General features: G+C 46.7%; 17 protein-coding genes. 12 read left to right on the forward strand and 5 right to left on the reverse strand.

Translation table 11 applies throughout. From position 1 onward, the window contains the following. Positions 1 to 12: 12 nt before the first annotated feature. Positions 13 to 1,113, reverse strand: a complete 1,101-nt coding sequence (gene dinB / locus EL210_RS02365) for a DNA polymerase IV (protein WP_018919719.1) — start codon at positions 1,111 to 1,113, stop codon at positions 13 to 15. Between the two features lie 448 nt (positions 1,114 to 1,561). On the opposite strand from dinB, the gene ychF reads away from it, so the two are divergent. Beyond that, the gene (gene ychF / locus EL210_RS02375; protein ID WP_004373205.1) at positions 1,562 to 2,665 is read left to right on the forward strand and encodes a redox-regulated ATPase YchF; all 1,104 of its coding nucleotides are present in this window, start codon (positions 1,562 to 1,564) and stop codon (positions 2,663 to 2,665) included. Between the two features lie 319 nt (positions 2,666 to 2,984). Continuing rightward, positions 2,985 to 3,839, forward strand: a complete 855-nt coding sequence (gene lgt, locus EL210_RS02380) for a prolipoprotein diacylglyceryl transferase (RefSeq protein WP_018919718.1) — start codon at positions 2,985 to 2,987, stop codon at positions 3,837 to 3,839. A 497-nt stretch (positions 3,840 to 4,336) separates the two neighbouring features. Here lgt and dusB read toward each other — a convergent pair whose 3' ends face one another. From dusB to EL210_RS02405, 4 genes are read right to left on the reverse strand one after another with little or no spacing between them, the layout of a single operon-like run. Continuing rightward, positions 4,337 to 5,383 (reverse strand): tRNA dihydrouridine synthase DusB, encoded by a 1,047-nt coding sequence (gene dusB / locus EL210_RS02390; protein ID WP_018919717.1) that lies wholly within the window; start codon positions 5,381 to 5,383, stop codon positions 4,337 to 4,339. A gap of 26 nt (positions 5,384 to 5,409) precedes the next feature. Beyond that, entirely contained in the window at positions 5,410 to 6,537 is a 1,128-nt protein-coding gene (gene dprA / locus EL210_RS02395) for a DNA-processing protein DprA (protein WP_018919716.1), read from the reverse strand. Between the two features lie 7 nt (positions 6,538 to 6,544). Then, positions 6,545 to 6,964: an acyl-CoA thioesterase gene (locus EL210_RS02400; RefSeq protein ID WP_004373214.1), complete on the reverse strand. Its 420-nt coding sequence runs from the start codon at positions 6,962 to 6,964 to the stop codon at positions 6,545 to 6,547. Further along, positions 6,961 to 8,223: a DUF2851 family protein gene (locus EL210_RS02405; RefSeq protein ID WP_018919715.1), complete on the reverse strand. Its 1,263-nt coding sequence runs from the start codon at positions 8,221 to 8,223 to the stop codon at positions 6,961 to 6,963. The genes EL210_RS02400 and EL210_RS02405 overlap by 4 nt, the downstream gene beginning before the upstream one ends. Positions 8,224 to 8,489: 266 nt before the next feature. On the opposite strand from EL210_RS02405, the gene dapB reads away from it, so the two are divergent. The 10 genes from dapB to EL210_RS02460 all read left to right on the forward strand — a co-directional run bounded on the left by dapB (position 8,490) and on the right by EL210_RS02460 (position 18,230). Next, positions 8,490 to 9,245, forward strand: coding sequence for a 4-hydroxy-tetrahydrodipicolinate reductase (gene dapB / locus EL210_RS02415; protein ID WP_018919714.1), 756 nt, complete (start codon positions 8,490 to 8,492; stop codon positions 9,243 to 9,245). Between the two features lie 5 nt (positions 9,246 to 9,250). Further along, positions 9,251 to 10,699 carry a signal peptidase I gene (gene lepB / locus EL210_RS02420; RefSeq protein ID WP_018919713.1) on the forward strand — a complete coding sequence of 483 codons (1,449 nt, stop codon included), beginning with the start codon at positions 9,251 to 9,253 and terminating at the stop codon, positions 10,697 to 10,699. Positions 10,700 to 10,770: 71 nt separating this feature from the next. Next, positions 10,771 to 11,172, forward strand: coding sequence for a S26 family signal peptidase (locus tag EL210_RS02425; RefSeq protein ID WP_018919712.1), 402 nt, complete (start codon positions 10,771 to 10,773; stop codon positions 11,170 to 11,172). 36 nt (positions 11,173 to 11,208) lie between these two features. Further along, positions 11,209 to 11,859, forward strand: coding sequence for a WbqC family protein (locus tag EL210_RS02430; RefSeq protein ID WP_018919711.1), 651 nt, complete (start codon positions 11,209 to 11,211; stop codon positions 11,857 to 11,859). Between the two features lie 723 nt (positions 11,860 to 12,582). Continuing rightward, on the forward strand, positions 12,583 to 14,460 hold the full coding sequence (locus EL210_RS02435) for a DEAD/DEAH box helicase (protein ID WP_025879573.1): 1,878 nt from the start codon (positions 12,583 to 12,585) through the stop codon (positions 14,458 to 14,460). 129 nt (positions 14,461 to 14,589) lie between these two features. After that, positions 14,590 to 15,714, forward strand: a complete 1,125-nt coding sequence (locus tag EL210_RS02440) for a TlpA disulfide reductase family protein (protein WP_004377892.1) — start codon at positions 14,590 to 14,592, stop codon at positions 15,712 to 15,714. A gap of 274 nt (positions 15,715 to 15,988) precedes the next feature. After that, a complete protein-coding gene (locus EL210_RS02445) occupies positions 15,989 to 16,576 on the forward strand; it encodes a superoxide dismutase (protein WP_018919709.1) in 588 nt (195 codons plus the stop codon). 347 nt (positions 16,577 to 16,923) lie between these two features. Beyond that, positions 16,924 to 17,367 carry a hypothetical protein gene (locus EL210_RS02450; RefSeq protein WP_004377894.1) on the forward strand — a complete coding sequence of 148 codons (444 nt, stop codon included), beginning with the start codon at positions 16,924 to 16,926 and terminating at the stop codon, positions 17,365 to 17,367. Position 17,368: 1 nt separating this feature from the next. Beyond that, on the forward strand, positions 17,369 to 17,857 hold the full coding sequence (locus EL210_RS02455) for an RNA polymerase sigma factor (protein ID WP_018919707.1): 489 nt from the start codon (positions 17,369 to 17,371) through the stop codon (positions 17,855 to 17,857). After that, positions 17,850 to 18,230, forward strand: coding sequence for a PTS cellobiose transporter subunit IIC (locus EL210_RS02460; RefSeq protein ID WP_018919706.1), 381 nt, complete (start codon positions 17,850 to 17,852; stop codon positions 18,228 to 18,230). Before EL210_RS02455 ends, EL210_RS02460 begins: the two co-directional genes overlap by 8 nt. Positions 18,231 to 18,358 lie beyond the last annotated feature (128 nt).

The following is an 18,358-nucleotide window of genomic DNA, read 5'->3' on the forward strand; positions in this document are numbered from 1 at the left end:
CCTTTCACTTTTCTATCTTCTTCCCCTTTTATCTTCCTTAAACTCCAATTCCAACTGTATCCATTCCGGTGCGGCATCCCCGTCTTCTCCACCGGGATTAGACACCGAAAGCCCCATGAGACGAATGGCATGTGCATTGTCATAATGAACAAGATGAAGCAACCGCTTGGCCAAGGGAAGGATATCATCCTTGGTTTTCAACAGCTTTCGTCCCGTGATGCTGCGCGTAATCTGCTTGAAATCGGCGTATTTGATTTTCAAAGTCAATGTCTTTCCTTCGAAATTCCCCTTTTCGATACGCGCCGTAAGCTCAAGAACCAAGTGGTAAAGTTCTATCAATAAGGCCGAAGGCAAACTGATATCTTCGAGAAAAGTCTGCTCACAACCCACGGATTTCCGCGTGCGTTCAACCACGACAGGACGCTCATCAATACCTCGGGCATAGTTATAGAACGCCGGGCCTGACTTTCCAAAGACCATCTTCAGATGCTCGAGCGAACATGCCCGCAGTTGAAGCGCATTGAATATCCCCATGCGATGCATGCGCCGTGCAGTCTTCGGGCCAACGCCCCACAGGTCTTCCACAGGCAGTTTTGCCACGAAGTTCATCGCCTTGTCAGGGTGAATAGTACAGAGTCCGTCGGGTTTTCGATAGTCAGAAGCTATCTTCGCCAAGAGTTTATTATACGAAATACCCGCCGAAGCCGTAAGACCTAATTCGTCTTTGATGCGTTGTTTAATCTCTTTGGCAATGTCGACAGCAAGCGAAATACCCTTTTTGTTGACGGTTACATCAAGGAACGCCTCATCAAGAGACAGGGGTTCGATGATATCTGTGTAGTCATGGAAGATGCCATGCAACTGCTCCGACACCTCCCTGTAATGCTGATAGTTGCCTTCTACGACGATAAGTTCCCTGCATAACCGCTTGGCTAACTGCACCGACATGGCCGAACGAACACCAAACTTGCGTGCTTCGTAACTGGCAGTACACACAACACCGCGCGCACCGTCATAGCCCACGGCTATTGGTTTGCCGCGGAGTTCGGGCCGATCTCTTTGCTCTACGCTGGCAAAGAAAGCGTCCATGTCGATATGAATGATTTTGCGCATAAGTATAAAAGCCCCTTTCTATCTCCTTCTGTGGAAGAAAATGCGAGCCTAAAAGCTCCTTGATAAGAGCACAGTGGCTTTCAAAGCCCTCGTAACTGACCAAGCATTATATTACATTCAACAACACTTTCATTATCAACAACCTACAAATATCATTCCAATCTGCATCAAATGAGCCTGTCATCTGCGTCAAATCGCACTGTAACTTGATGCAAATGACGCGCTAATCTGCGTCAAGTTACGCGGCAATCTGACGCAAGTTACAAAACAGTTTCATACTGCAAAGATTACGCCTTCATTGCTTTACTTTTACCTTATCCCTCTTCTCTTTTTGCTTTTTTACCTTTTCCTCTGCTTCCCTTTATGATTTTTTGTGTATTTTTGCAGGCAGAAACAAGGATAAATGCAGGCAGGAAAGATTGCCCGCACACAAAAAACATAAAGAAAAATGGCTTTGAAATGTGGAATTGTAGGCCTGCCAAACGTGGGAAAGTCTACGCTGTTCAACTGTCTGTCGAGTGCCAAGGCACAGTCGGCAAACTTCCCTTTTTGTACGATTGAGCCGAATTTGGGTGTGATTACGGTGCCCGATGAGCGACTCAACAAGCTTGCTGAGATTGTTCATCCGGGGCGGATTGTACCTGCTACGTGTGAGATTGTCGATATTGCCGGGCTTGTCAAGGGTGCTTCCAAAGGCGAAGGACTCGGCAATAAGTTCTTGGGAAACATTCGTGAATGCGATGCAATCATTCATGTCATCCGCTGTTTTGATGACGATAACATTGTGCGTGAAGGCGGCATGGCGGTTGACCCACTTGAAGACAAGAGCATCATTGACACCGAGCTACAGCTGAAAGACCTTGAAACGATTGATGCCCAGCTCAGTAAACAGCAGAAAGCTGCGGCTGCAGGCAACAAGGATGCCAAATTGATGTGCACGGTTCTGGAAGCTTATAAGGCTGTGCTTGAGCAGGGAAAGAATGCGCGTGAGGTGACATTTGAAAGCAAAGATGAGCAGCAGGCAGCCCATGATCTCTTCCTGTTGACCACGAAACCTGTGCTCTACGTATGCAATGTAGATGAAGCAAGCGCTAAAACGGGCAACGATTATTCACGTCGTGTGGAGGAAATGGCAGCCCAAGAAGGAGCTGAAGCCATGGTGATTGCAGCCAAGACCGAGGAAGATATCGCTTCTTTGGAAACCTATGAAGACAAGCAGATGTTCCTCGAAGAGTTGGGATTGGAGCAGAGTGGTGTCAACCGTCTTATCCAAAAGGCCTACGCTTTGCTTAATCTTGAAACGTTTATCACGGCAGGCGAAATGGAAGTAAAAGCCTGGACGTATCACAAAGGCTGGAAAGCGCCACAGTGTGCAGGTGTAATTCACACCGATTTTGAAAAGGGTTTCATCCGTGCCGAGGTCATCAAATACGATGATTACATTAAGTATGGCTCGGAAACTGCAGTCAGAGAAGCTGGTAAACTCGGTATCGAAGGTAAGGAATACGTTGTGCAGGACGGTGACATCATGCACTTTAGGTTTAATGTGTAATACCAAACACACCCTAAAACCCACCCCAACCCTCCCAAAGGGAGGGAGTAAGAAATTGAGTATCTCTCCTTACCTTTATGGAATTTAAGAAGTATGCATTGGCTAAAGTTCCATACTGTTCAGAATTCAATGCCAGGAGTTGGGAAGAAAATCTATAGAAGAAACATATATAGAACCTCATAAGTAACAAGTATAATATCTTTGATTATCACATATAAATAATTATTTCTAAAATTATATACTAAGCCTACAAATGCGCACTCCCTCCCTTTGGGAGGGTTGGGGTGGGTTTCGAGGTTGGTTATATTTATTTTTTCTTATGCTAAACTACATCATCTGGAATCCCAATATCTATTTCTTTCAGATAGGGAATTGGGGCATTCGCTGGTATTCAATATGCTGGCTGATTGGACTTGTCGGTGCCTATTTCATGGTACGTTGGTTGTTCTACCATCAGAATATCGCTGTGCGGACGGTGATGGTGAACGGGAAAAAGCAGGAGGAAAACGTATTCGATCCGCTCTTTCTCTATTGTTTCTTAGGCATATTGATTGGTGCCCGGCTCGGTCATTGCCTCTTCTATCAACCCGATTACTTCCTCACTTCGGGCACACACTTCCTTGAAATGTTCATCCCTTTCAAGAACATGCCCGACGGTTCATGGCATTTCGTGGGCTATGAAGGGTTGGCAAGCCACGGGGGAACCCTCGGATTGATGTTCGCCTTGTGGCTCTATAGCCGCAAATATAAGGTGAAATTGTGGCAGTTGTTAGACGATATCGCCATTGCAACCCCTATCACCGCCTGTTTCATTCGACTTGGAAACTTGATGAATAGCGAGATTATCGGCAAGGTGACTGATGTGTCTTGGGCTTTCATCTTCGAAAAAGTAGACAAATATCCGCGTCATCCCGGCCAACTGTATGAGGCCATTGCCTATGCCGTTATCTTCTTTGTGGGTTGGTATTTCTATCGAAAGCGCAAACTTCCTGTAGGTAAAGGTTTCTATTTCGGCCTTTGCATCACGCTGATTTTCGCATTCCGTTTCTTCATTGAATACACCAAAGACATTCAAGTGGGCTTTGAGTCAGGCATGCTCTTCAACATGGGACAGCTGCTCAGTGTGCCCTTTGTGGCTCTTGGCATCTGGTGCATGATGAGAGCACGAAAGTGAAACAGGAGCCTCTCCCAGACCCTCCAAGGAGGGGAGTGCTGGCTTGTAGTTTCACCAACTCTGCTTAATTTTGACGGTGTTCAATAACCTTTATAGCATGTAGCTACGTAAATACATGGATAAACACTCTGCTGTGATAATGGTAAATGGCATTTCATGCATATATAGCTACGTGAATACATGAATAAACTCCCTCCGTTCGAGATAAGCAATTGAAATTATTCAAAAGCAAAGATTTATCCCCAATTAGTGCACCCAAAATCTGTTTGCATGGTAATTTGCCGTAGATTACGCTGCAACTTAACCCATTTTACCATGTAATCTACGTCAAAATGCGTGGTAACTCCATTCACTTTACGCGGTAAAGTGAATGGAGTTGCATCGCACAAGGAAGGAAAACAAGGCCTCACCCCCAGCCCTTTGCTAAGAAGGAATGAGGGAAACAAAGCCTCACCCCCAGCCCCTCTCCAAGGAGAGGGGAGTAATATGTTCTCTAATTATATTGTATTAAAAACTTCATTTCCTAAGCATTTCACTCCCCTCTCCTTGGAGAGGGGTTGGGGGTGAGGCTTTAATTTCCCTCTACACTCCTCGAATATCGCAATCAGTTCGTCGACTTTCGTGGCACGAAGCATGGCGATACGCGTTTGTTTGAAATCGGGAATGCCTTTGAAAATAGGACTCGAAGCAAGGTGACGACGCGTGTGGATAATGCCTCGATACACATCGATGCGTTCCACATTAATACGGAGTTGTTCCTCAAGAATGTCGATTTTGTCGTCTATGGTCAAAGGGCTTGACGTGGTGTTATCAATAAAATCGCGCATCTCTTTGAATACCCATGGGCGGCCAAATGTGGCACGTCCCACCATAACCGCATCTACACCATAATCATCAAAGGCACGTTTGGCTTCTTCGGGAGTAGTGATGTCGCCGTTACCGATAATGGGAATATGTATTCGAGGGTTGCTTTTCACCTTGCCTATCAAGGTCCAATCGGCCTCACCGGTGTACATCTGGGCACGCGTGCGGCCATGGATTGTGAGCGCTTGTATGCCACAATCCTGCAGTTGTTCAGCCAAATCAGTGATAATAAGACTGTCATTATCCCACCCCAAACGCGTCTTCACGGTGACCGGAGTGCTGACAGCTTTCACCACGTTTCGCGTGATGTCAAGCAGCAACGGTATGTTGCGAAGCATGCCCGAACCGGCCCCCTTGCCGGCTACTTTCTTTACCGGACAGCCGAAATTCAAGTCAATCAAATCGGGTTTCACCTGTTCAACAATCTTTGCAGCCTCAACCATTGACTCGACATCCCGACCGTAAATCTGAATTCCAACAGGGCGTTCGGCATCATTGATGGTCATCTTATCAAGCGTCGACTTGATGCTTCTGATAATGGCATCTGCCGACACAAACTCTGTATAAACCATTGCTGCACCATACTGTTTGCAAAGCATTCGAAAGCCAATGTCGGTCACATCTTCCATCGGAGCGAGGAAAAGCGGACGCTCACCAAAGTCTAATTTGCCTATTTTCATACGCCCGCAAAGTTACAAAATATATTCTATCCGAGCAAATGATAGCTGCCTCCGGGCAATGCCTTGACGACACCTTTCATCTCAAGTGTAAAGAGAAGGGCGGTAAGGCGGGCTATAGGAAGATTGGTTTTGAGGGTGAGGAGGTTGATTTGCAGGTCGTTTTCGCGTTGAAGCACAGTCACAATCTGCTGTTCTTCACTGCTGAGTTCAGGAAAAAGTTGGCGTTCTATGCCCTCGTTTCGGGCGCGGTTGAGCATATTGTCCTGCCATCCCATGGCATTGACGAAGTCGAAAGCCGACGTGATGAGCGCAGCCTTGTTGTCGCGGATGAGGTTGTTGCAGCCCTCACTATAGGCAGCTCCGACAGCTCCGGGAAAGGCAAAGACATCCCGATTGTACTCTGTAGCGAGGCGTGCCGTGATGAGTGCGCCGCCATGAGAGGCACTTTCAACGACAATGCAGGCGTCGCTCATGCCTGCAACAATACGGTTACGGCGCACGAAGTTCTGTTTGTCGGCATTGGTATGTGTGGCATATTCCGTGAGCAGTCCACCTTGATTGAGCATCTGTTTCGCGGTGTCCCGATGCGCATGGGGATAGAGCATGTCGAGTCCGTGGGCCAGAACAGCCACAGTTTCAAAGCCATTGTCGAGTGCCTGCCGATGTGCATTGATGTCGATACCATAAGCAAGTCCGCTCACAATAAGCGTGTCGGGGCAAAGCTTTCTCAGGTCGGTGACGAACCTTCGGATAAGATCTTGCCCGTAAAGTGTACTGCGTCGTGTGCCCACAACATTGATAATGCGTGGACAGTTGAGGTCGGCCGTGCCTTGATAGAACAGCACAAGCGGTGCATCACAGCATTCGCTGAGACGTCGGGGATAGCGTTCATCGCCTAAACAAAGCACCTGCACGCCGTTGTTTTCAGCCCACTCGAGTTCGGCTTCGGCCCATTTCTGCAAGGAACTGATGTCTTGAAAAGCCTCAACAAGACGCTGTGAAGCCTCAGGAATGAGGCTCCTGATGTCGCAATGCTGTTCGATAACAGGCGTAGCGGCACCCACCCGACGATAGACTTCGAGTATTCCTGCAAGGTTATAGAAACCAATGCGCGAGAGAATCAGCGTGTTGAGTTGTTCCTGTTGGGCTGTCATGGCAAGGTTATTTCTGTTCTTCGGTCTGCCAATAAGGGGCAAAGGCGCGGTCGTAGTCTTCGCTGTTGCCGAGTCGTCCATTGATTAAACAGACCAATTCTACGTCAGCATGGAAACAAAGTCGCTCGTCGTTAGCACGGAAGATGTCGTGATTAAAAACATAGCGCACACCCTCCTTGCGCAGTCCCATGCGTGAGATGAACTCGTCATCACAGCGGAGTGGCGTCTTATAAGCCAACTGCATACGGGCTACAACAGCATCAACTCCTTTCTCATGCATCTGTGCAAAGCTCAGTCCGGCATGCTTCAAGAAGCAGTGTCTGGTGTGTTCGGTGTAGTGAAGATAGTTGGCATTGTTCACAATACCTTCGATATCACATTCGTAGTCGCGCACTTCCATGCGCGTTTCAAAGATGTATTTACTCATAGTTTCTGCTTTAAGTATTTATAACCAATCCTGCATTGCAGGCAATTCTTTTTGTCACAGTATTCATTTTTCAGTTGTATCAGTCCTTGAGAGTCACCGGCATGCATCACCTGCAGACCGCAGTCGCGCCACATTCTGACGATATGGTTGTTCTCAGGTCGCAGCTGTTCGAGAAAATCAAAGGCCCTTTCACAGAATGTTTCCTTGCTGACATGGCGCCCATAAGCAAATAATATCGGCACAACGGTATTGATAATCAACAGTTGGAGCGAAGAAGTGGAGAGTTGCTTCTCGCTGAATTCGCTCGAAATGCCAAAGCTGTAATGCGTCTGCCAATAAAGCGTTACACTGCTTCGGAGGCATTCCATGGCGGCTTTCACTGTCGTGCAATCAAGCAATTGGCTTAATCCTGCTTGCTGCTTGGCATAGAGTTGGGCCAACTGTACAATGCGGATATGAGGAAAATTCTGCGGTCTCAGTCTCAGAAAGCGCCAGAGATGAAAGTCAATGGGCTTGAGATTAAACTTGTGTTGAAGGTAGATATATTCGTGTTGCAACTTGGAGAAGTAACCCTCCTCAAGCACTTCATCGCGGTGGCGCATGGAAACGGCGTCGATATTCAACAGTCCTGCCTGCCCAAGGAACAGGGCTTCAATCTGAAAAAGATTGTCGCGGTGGTGTGCAATGACTTGCAATGGCAGACTTAATGCCCACTGTTCGAAAGCTTCACCATTGATTCCGAAACCATAGTTGCGTGCCAATGTGACGAAATAAGCTGCTTCCCACGAGCCATCGCAAGCCTTTACACGTTGCTTTATGGCCTCTGTTTTCTGCTCCAAACGCTCGGTTTGCAAGGCCGTGAGCCATGAAGTGAGCATCAAACGGCTTAGATCCGGTATGATTTTATAACATGGAGGATACTGGTCGGAGGCCAATAATTCATGATAATGCTGCATGACATAAGGGGGAATTTCGAGTTCCATTTGAGGCAAACGGTCGCCTTTCTGCGTTGTTACTACAGTGTCAACGCATCTGCAGACATGCAGAATCACGTTGTTATAGCTTTCATCCAAGTCGTGTTTATGGGCGAACCAATCGCTTGCCTTATCGTGAATTTCAACGTTTCCCACCCATAGTGTGCCTCCAATCTTTACCTTTGCATTGAAGAAATCAGGCCCCGCATCGTGATTATGCAGGCCGGAATCAATCACTTCCACAGCCATTCCATCGACTGTTTTCAGTGGTTTCAACGGAAACATCTTATGTTTCCATACGTAATGCAAAAGCAATTCCATGATAATCTTGTGGCACTATATGTTCTCAAAAATATTGCAAACGAGCGCAAAGTGAATGATTTCATAATCTGCCGAGTGCAGCTATATTTTCTACAAAAATACAAAAAAACTGATAAAACAACAGACTTTTCAACAGATTATGCGTCAAATACTTATAAAATCAGCAGATAAATTAGTAACTTTGCCCCATATATAACAATGTGAAAAGAAACATTTAACACAATAAGACAATGAAAATAGCATTGATTGGCTACGGCAAAATGGGACACATGATTGAAGAGATTGCCCTGCAACGTGGCCACGAAATTGTATGCAAAATCGATGCCGACAACCAGCAAGACTTCGACTCTGATGCCTTTATCAACGCTGATGTAGCCATCGAATTCACCAATCCAACGGCGGCATATGGCAACTATCTCAAGGCTTTCAGCCACAATGTGAAAGTTGTCAGCGGTTCAACGGGATGGATGAAAGACCATAAAGCCGACGTTGAAGCACTGACCAAAGACGGCAAGCAGACCCTTTTCTGGGCCAGTAACTTCTCGATTGGCGTGGCCATTTTCAGCGCTGTAAACCGCTATTTGGCTAAAATTATGAACCAATTCCCGCAATATGACGTTGCAATGGAGGAGATTCACCACGTTCATAAGCTTGATGCACCGTCCGGGACAGCCATAACGCTGGCCGAAGATATTATCGAAAACCTCGACAGAAAAGACAAATGGGTGAAAGGTTTGCAGCATCATGCCGACGGAAGTGAGGAAGGAAGCAATACCGTTGCAGCCAACGAACTGCCTATTGCAAGTATCCGACGCGATGAAGTACCGGGCATTCACAGCATCAGCTACGACAGTGAAGCTGACAAAATCACGATAACACACGACGCACACAGCCGAAAAGGGTTTGCCTTGGGTGCTGTCTTAGCCGCTGAATACACAAAAGATCATACGGGATTGCTGACTACCAGCGATCTATTTAAATTCTGAATACAATGATAGATAAGGAAAAAGCCAAGATTAACCCACGCGTTCAATGGGGAAAATTCATTGCTGTCACCCTCTGTTACCTGCTGTTTCTCTTCTGGGTTGGCAGCTGGTGGGGACTGATTGTGGTGCCTTTTATTTACGATGTCTATATCTCTAAGAAGATCAAATGGCAGTGGTGGAAAGACGCTGAAGGCCCAACACGCTTCATCATGGGCTGGGTTGATGCTCTCGTCTTTGCCTTGGTAGCCGTTTATTTCATCAATCTGTTCTTCTTTCAGAACTTCGTTATCCCTTCAAGTTCACTCGAAAAGAGTCTGTTGACAGGCGATTATCTCTTCGTGAGCAAGGTGAGTTACGGGCCACGCATCCCCGAAACACCGCTCAGCATGCCGCTGACACAGCACACACTTCCCATCATCAACACCAAGAGCTATATTGAATGGCCTCATTGGGACTATCGACGCGTGAAGGGATTAGGCCATGTTAAGCTCAATGATATCGTTGTTTTCAACTATCCCGCAGGTGATACGCTCTGCTCTGCCGACACTTATAAAGATCAGGACTATTATGCCCTTTGCTCCTATATCGGCAAAAGTCTGCTTGCTTCGCAGGGCATGGAACAGCCCGATTTGAAGGCAATGAACCCCTATTCACAGCGTGATTATCTCGAAAGTGTCATGGCCATGGGACGTAAATACATGAAAGACAATCCGGTTGAATACGGTGAAATCATCACCCGTCCGACTGACCGCAGAGAGAATTATGTGAAGCGTTGCGTCGGTCTTCCAGGTCAGACGCTGCAGATCAAGAACCGTATTGTCTATCTGAATGGCAAGGCAAACAAGGAACCTGATAACGTTCAATACAGTTACTACGTGAAACTCAAGGGACAGATGCCTACGGAACTGATGGACGAACTCGGCATTTCAAATGAGGATATGGCCAGTCTTAACCAATATGGCTACTTGCCTTTGACACAGAGAGCCGCCAAAAAGCTTGCTGCCCGCAAGGACATCGTGGCTGACATTCACCTGAATACCGACGCACAGACAGGCGACCTCTACCCTCTCAACGCCTATACGGGCTGGACTCGCGACAACTATGGCCCCGTGTGGATACCGAAAAAGGGAGCCACAGTGAAGCTCAATATGAAGAATATCGCCGTCTATGAGCGTCCCATTCGTGCCTATGAGCACAACGATCTGAAGGTGAAAAACGGACAAATCTATATCAATGGACGACTTGCCCACAGCTATACTTTCAAGATGGATTACTACTGGATGATGGGCGACAACCGTCATAACAGTGCAGATTCCCGCTATTGGGGCTTCGTTCCTGAAGACCATATCGTGGGCAAGCCGATATTCATCTGGTGGAGTCACAACCCTGATCATCCCGGTTTCAGCGGCATTCGTTGGAGTCGTCTCTTTAATTTTGTCGATAACATCAAATAGAAAATAAGTAAAGAATGCCCCTTTTCGCCTGTTGCCTCCCATGAGGTTGGCGGTGCAGAAAGGGGGCGTTTATGATGCAACAACTACGTGCTTGGCTTCTCAGTCTTGGGATTGCACTGCTTTTAGTCATTGTCGTGCGCTCCTTTGCTTTCGCCATTTACCGTGTCCCGGCAGCCTCCGTGCTGCGCCAGGGCGACCGAGTGATGGTGAACATGTTGGCACATGGCAACTATAAACGGGGCCAACTCATCGTCTTCGGCACGAAAGAAAAGCATTTAGGACGCATCAGAGCCTTGCCCGGAGACACTTTGACGGTTGCCCAAAAGCGCTTCGTTATCCCCATGGTGTGCTGCGAAAAATGCCTTTGTGAGCATTGTTATGCCTATTTGGTCAGCACAGGAAGCGGCCAAACCCTCGTGCCCTACCACGATATTATAGGGCCGGCTTCCCGCCTTTTCTACCTGCCTTTCTGACAAGACTGCCTCTTTTTAACTTTCAAACTCGCTCAGATGTTGAAAACAGCCCTGCTTTCTTCCACCTATTTTGGCCCTGTTCAATGGTATCAGAAGCTACATCGCTATGACCAATGCCTTATCGAACAGCACGACAACTTCGTCAAACAGACCTATCGTAACCGTTGTGTCATACCGACAACCAACGGTTTGCAGGCACTCTCAATACCCGTTTCATGTCCCGAAGGCAACCAACTTTCGAAGACGCCCATGCAGGATATCCGCATCTCTGACCACGGGAACTGGCGTCATATCCATTGGCATGCCCTCTGCTCGGCCTATGGTGAAAGTCCCTTTTTCATGTACTATGAAGACGATTTGCGCCCTTTCTTTGAACAGAAGTGGACATTTCTCATCGACTTTAACATGGCTATCACGGAGAAAATGACAGAACTGCTCGACATTCGACCACAAATACAGCTCACAACTGCATTTCAACCGATAGGTACTTGCACTGAAAACGCCGAACTGAACAGCCTCACCGACGACTTCCGCGACGCCATTCGCCCCAAGCATCCTGACCTTGACAGCGACTTTATTGCCCGCCCCTACTATCAAGTTTATCAGCAGAAACACGGCTTTCAACCCAACATGAGCATCCTCGACCTGCTGTTTAATAAGGGGAACGAGGCTGTGTTGTGGTTGTAGGGAAGCAGAAACTGCAACCCCTCAGCTAAGAAATAAAGAGGAAAACAAGGCCTCTCCCCCTACCCCTCTCCAAAGAGAGGGGAGTGAAATGTCTTTGAAATGGAGTTTATAATACAATATAATTAGCGAACATATTACTCCCCTCTCTTTGGAGAGGGGTAGGGGGAGAGGCCTTGTTTTCCTCTTTATTTCTTAGCAAAGGGCAGGGGGTGAGGCTTTGTTCCCCTCCTTGTGCGATGCAACTCCATTCATTTTACCGCGTAATGTGAATGGAGTTACCACGTCTTTTGACGCAGATTACACAGTCATTTGATGCAAATGACAACATGCCTTAACGTCAAAAAGCGCATTAATTCCAAATAAATGAGATAATCGTTTGACACTCAATGCTTTGCCAAACGTCCTTAAAACTCGCGTATTTCGAGCCGAGGGAAATCTGTTTTTGAATTCGCGAGTTATGCAAAGGCATTTATAAAGGAAAATCAAAAAGCCTCTCCCCAAACTCCTCCCCGAAGAGGAAGGAGAGGCTTCCTCCCCTTTCTTTTATACTTTTTTACGCCTTTTCTTTCTTCTTATTCATTGATAATCACTATCTTTGCACCCGACTTTGAGGAAGTTGGAGTTAAGATATAGGTAATCAACTTCCATTTATCCGGAAGGAATTGCGCCCAAATTAAATGGCTGGAAGGGCGTTAGTACCTTCGCATTTAATAAGGAAAAAGATTGAAAACATTTGAAGAATTGGGCGTCAGTGAAGACATTCGCCGCGCCATTGAGGAATTGGGCTTCGAACATCCGATGCCCGTTCAGGAAGAAGTTATCCCCTATTTGTTAGGCAACAAGAATGATGTCATTGCGCTTGCACAGACAGGAACAGGCAAGACTGCAGCCTTCGGACTGCCCCTCTTGCAGAAAGTTGATGCACGGAACCGTGCAACCCAGGCCATTATTCTTAGTCCGACGCGCGAACTCTGCGTGCAGATTGCTGATGATTTGAAAGACTTCAGCAAGTATATCAACGGCATGAACATCGTTCCTGTATATGGAGGTGCCGACATTCGACCACAGATTCGCACCATTAAACACGGTGTGCAGATTGTTGTTGCAACGCCGGGCAGATTGGTAGATCTTATCAATCGTGGTGTAATGGAACTCAACCAAGTGAACAATGTGGTGCTCGATGAGGCTGACGAAATGCTGAACATGGGCTTTTCTGACAGTATCAACGCCATATTTGAGCAGCTCCCGGACGACCGCAACACCCTACTTTTCTCGGCAACGATGAGCCGTGAGGTGGAGAAAGTGGCCAAAAGCTATCTTCACGACTATAAGGAAATCGTCGTAGGAAGCCGTAACGAGGGCGCAGAACACGTGAACCACATCTACTATCTCGTACATTCCAAGGACAAATATCTGGCACTGAAGCGCATCGTTGACTTTCATCCACGTATCTTTGCCATTATCTTCTGTCGCACAAAGATAGAGACTCAGGAGATTGCCGACAAGCTGATCAAAGACGGTTATAACGCCGAAGCATTGCATGGCGACTTGAGTCAGCAGCAACGTGACCTCACCATGCAGAAGTTTCGCCAACATACGGTGCAGCTGCTTGTAGCTACTGACGTCGCTGCCCGTGGGCTTGACGTGAACGATTTGACTCATGTCATTAACTACGGACTGCCCGATGACATCGAAAGTTATACGCACCGAAGTGGCCGAACAGGGCGTGCGGGCAAGAAAGGAACTTCAATCAGCATCATACATGTCAAGGAAAAGTGGAAAGTCAGACAGATAGAAAAGCAGATCGGCAAGGACTTTATCGATGGAGAACTGCCGAAACCCGAGGAAATCTGCAAGAAACAGCTCTATAAGGTGATGGACGACATCATGAAAACTGACGTTGATGAAGACCAGATTGCACCTTACATGGATGATATCATGCGCCAGTTTGAATACGTAGATAAAGAGGACATTATCAAGAAAATGGTAACCGTTACGTTCGGACGCTTCCTTGATTACTACAAGCATGCACCCGAAATAGAGAAGCCAATGGCTGGAAAAGGCAGCCGAAGCGAGCGTGGTGACCGCTCGATGCGCGGCAAGGTGAGCAGCGGACGACGTCAGCATGTGGCCGAAAGTGGCTATCGCCGCCTCTTCATCAATCTTGGAAAGAGTGACGGCTTCTATCCCGGTGAAATCATGCAATACCTCAACAAGCATGTGCATGGACGCCAGGAAGTGGGACATATTGACCTGCTACAGAAATTCTCTTATATCGAAGTGCCCGAGAACGACGCACAGAAAGTGATGAAAGCCCTCAATGGAACAAGCTACAAGGGGCGCGAAGTGCGCTGCAATGATGCCGATGAAGACGGACACGGAAGAGCCGGCAAACGCGGTGGCCGCAGTGAGAAAAGCAGTCGTGGAGGCCGTCAGAGTCGCAACAACAATGAGCGTCCACAACGCCGTCAGCGTCAACATGAAGAAGAAAACGAAACGGATTGGCGCAGTCTTATTGCCGGGAAAAGTATCAAACTCAAAGGAGATGAACCCGACTTCAGCGAAGAAGGTTGGGCAAGAAGACGCCCGAAGAAGAAATAAAAATACTTAAAATAAAGGCCCTGAATGCTTCATTTAGGGCCTTTATTTTATATTTTTGCCAATGTTATACCTTTGCATCACGCGAATTTGGCATACATCAACGCAATATAATCATTAAAATCAGGGAATATGAACAAGACAATTGTAGGTCTTTCACTGTTGCTTGCCACACAGACTGCTATTGCTGCAGATGGCAATTTCACGGTGAAAGCCGAACTGAAAAACTTTGGTGACACGGTGGTGGCTATGATTCCACAGGGCAAAACCTATCATCGCGACACCATACTTGTGAAGAACAACAAGTTCACGGCTACGCTCCATGTAGACGAACCGAAGGATATCTATCTTCTTTCCATGGAGACTTTGCACCGTAAGGAGAACAAACAGCTGCGCATTGTGGCTGTTCCCGGAGAGACCTTGGAACTGAAAGGAGACGTCACCACACGCTATGACATTGGCGGAACGAAGTTCTATCAGCAGTACGGTCAGTTCGACCGACAGCTCGAAACGGCCCAGAAAGCACTCAATGATCTTGGTGAAAGGCTTTCACAACGCATCAAGGCAGGCGAAGACCGCTCAAAGGTGATGGATGAATATGAGGCAAAAGCCCCCGCGCTTGAAAAGAAAGTGAACGATGCAATTGTTGGTTTCATCAAGCAGCATGCCGATTGGGAAGCCAGTGCTGCTGCGGTTGTGGCTCTTGGAAAAGACGAGATTGAAGAAGGAGTCTCACTACTATCGAACACCGTCAAGAGCGGACGAATGAAGACTTACTATCAAAACATCATCAAAGCCTATAAAGAAGAGGCTGAAGCAGAAGCGAAATCAAAGGCTGCCCAGGCTGCCGGTGTCGTGGCTCCCGACTTCACCTTGAACGACATCAACGGCAAACCACTCTCTCTTTCAAGTCTGAAAGGAAGATATGTATTGCTGGATTTCTGGGGTTCATGGTGCATCTGGTGTATCCGCGGCATGCCGCAAATGAAAGAATACTATAAGAAATACGCCGGAAAGTTCGAGATCTTAGGCATTGACTGCAATGATACTGAAGCCAAATGGAAAGAAGCTGTGAGAAAACATGAACTGCCTTGGCTACACGTCTATAATCCTAAGGACAGTAAAGTGCTTGCAGAATATGGCGTTCAAGGCTTCCCAACGAAGATACTTATAGGGCCCGACGGTAAGATTGTGAAGACTGTTGTGGGTGAAGATCCCTCATTCTACAAGTTTATCGACGAGATTTTCAAGAAGTAATTCATCCGAATTTCAACCTATAAAGCTTGTAAAAGCAGTTGAAAACATAAGCACAGACCTTGGTTGCACATTTTGCAGCCAAGGTCTGTTGCCGTCTAAAAGATAGTTATTCCAGTCACCCACTCCACGAAATCATGCCTTCATCTATCGCCTGATATGTTTTTTCGATTGGAGAAACGAATGTTTTTCCATAACTTTGCAACAGAAAAGAAATCCACAAAGAATGGATAAAGGGAGGAAATCTATCGTATTTATAAATTAAAAAGACAAAGACATGATGAAAATAGAAATGCCAAAATTGGCTTATGCAACAACGGCCTTGGAGCCTGTTATCAGCGAACAGACTATCAACTTCCACTATGGTAAGCATCTGCAGAACTACGTTAATACACTTAGTTCGCTTGTAAAAGACACCGAATGGGACAGTAAAAGCGTGGAAGAAATCGTGAAAGGAGCACCCGAAGGCCCGATTTTCAACAATGCAGGACAGGTGTTAAACCACGCACTCTACTTTGAACAGTTCCGTGCTCCACGCCATAACAACCTGCCTGAAGGCCGAATTCTGAATGCTATCAACGACGCATTTGGCAACTTCGACAATTTCAAAGCGCAGTTTACACAGGCAGCAACGACGCTGTTTGGTTCGGGTTGGGCCTGGCTTTCGCAACAGGCTGACGGCAAACTCGTCATTACCAAGGAGGCAAACGGCAGCAATCCGCTGCGTCACGGCCTTACACCTCTCTACGGACTTGACGTGTGGGAACATGCCTACTACCTTGACTTCCAGAACCGACGTGCCGACCATGTCGCTGCAAGTTGGGACATTGTGGACTGGGAGAAGGTGGAAGAAAGGTTGAAGTAAAGCCTCACCCCCAACCCCTCTCCAAGGAGAGGGGAGCGCTAAAAGCGAGGAAATGGAGGAGGGATTACAGAGCGTTATCAGGAAGAACGATTTTTCTTTTTGCATCGGAAAATAGATTATAAGCATTACATTGTTTTGATTTTTTCCACGAAAACATAGTTACGAAAGTTGATATAGAGGAAGAAGGGGAGCCATTCTGAATGGTTTCCCTTTCTTGTTTTTTATAGATAGCATGAAAAAAAGTGGGAAAAAGTGGAACTGTTCAGTCACTTTTTCATCATGGAAAGCGTTATATCCATGAACCGGTTCAATGAAAACAGAATGTATAACAATTAAAACATAAAACTATGAACAATGTAACTGCAGCTTATCAGATGGTATTTATCATCGCGATTTGCGTCTTACTGCCTATCACTATGGCCTCTCTTCGCTATAAAAACAAGCAATATGAAACGCGAAAGAAAAGCGATATACTCATGGCAGCCATAGAGAAGAACGCGGATATCAACGTGCAAGACTTCCTCAACAAGTTTAATCCACCACGCAAATCCTTTGAAGAGAAAATGAAAACAATGCTGCATCTCGAACTGCTTTGGGGCGCAATACTCCTCATCGTGGGGCTGCTTTGCATGCTTTGTTTCATCGGATTATGCAGCTTCGAAGGCTTCAACACAGAGTTTATGACGCTTGGAATTATCTTCGGTATCATTCCCATAGGCATTGGAGCAGGCCTACTCGTAGCCCATTTCAATGGAAAGAAAACATTGGGAAAGAACAAAGCGCAGTCATAAGATGATGACAAGAGACCAATTCGTCAGGCAAATCAGTCAGGAACAAGCGGCATTGCGTCGGTTCCTGACGGCTTTGTGCTGTGGCAACAGCACAACAGCTGACGACATGGCTCAAGACACATTGCTGAAAGCCTACATGCAGTTGTCGCAATATGATGAACGCGGACGGTTTTCTTCGTGGCTGATGAAGATAGCCTACCGCGTATTCATTGACAACCGGCGAAAGTTGAAAAGCCATGCAGAAGAACCGATAGCAAGTGCTAAAATCATTCAAGACGCGCAGCAAACCGATAACACCTTTCGCTATCAAGCCCTATACATTGCGTTAGAAGCCCTATCAGAAAAAGTGCGGATAACAATGCTGTTACATTACATGCAAGGCTATCAGGTGAAAGAAATAGCCGAAATAACCGATGCCACAGAGAGTGCCGTCAAGAAGCAACTCTCGCGGGGTCGCGAAGAACTTAAAAAGAGATTGAAAGATGAATGAGGATAAGTTTTTCAAAAATATGTTAGCAGATTATCGTCCACAACTGTCAGACGACAACGCTTTCATGCAGAAACTGCAACGGCAGATGACGCTCATCGACGAGGTGAAAGCCTATCAGCAGGCACAGAAACAGAAGAACAAGCACATTGCCTCCTTTACATTCGCTGTGGGCCTACTATTGGGTTGCATCGCTACATTAGTCATCTTCACGCTCCCAACGCCTGCAGAGGGGCTTATTTTCAGTGCAAAAACAACGCTGATGACATTCCTGTTACAGAACATTCTGTATATAGGTTTGGCTATCGGTGCTGTCACAATCGGTGTCTCCTGGTGGCTGTCCAAGAGAGCAGAAGCCTGGAGTTTCAGCTTCTGAACATTGAGATTTAGGAATGTATCGATACCCGTCAACATTCTTTACAAATGCCCTCACACAGCTCGCGAATTCAAAAACAGTTTTCCCTCAGCCCGAAATACGCGAGTTTTGAGGGTGTTTTGCAATAC

Origin of the sequence: Segatella oris (genome assembly GCF_900637655.1) — a bacterium.
In the GTDB taxonomy this organism is placed as follows: domain Bacteria; phylum Bacteroidota; class Bacteroidia; order Bacteroidales; family Bacteroidaceae; genus Prevotella; species Prevotella oris.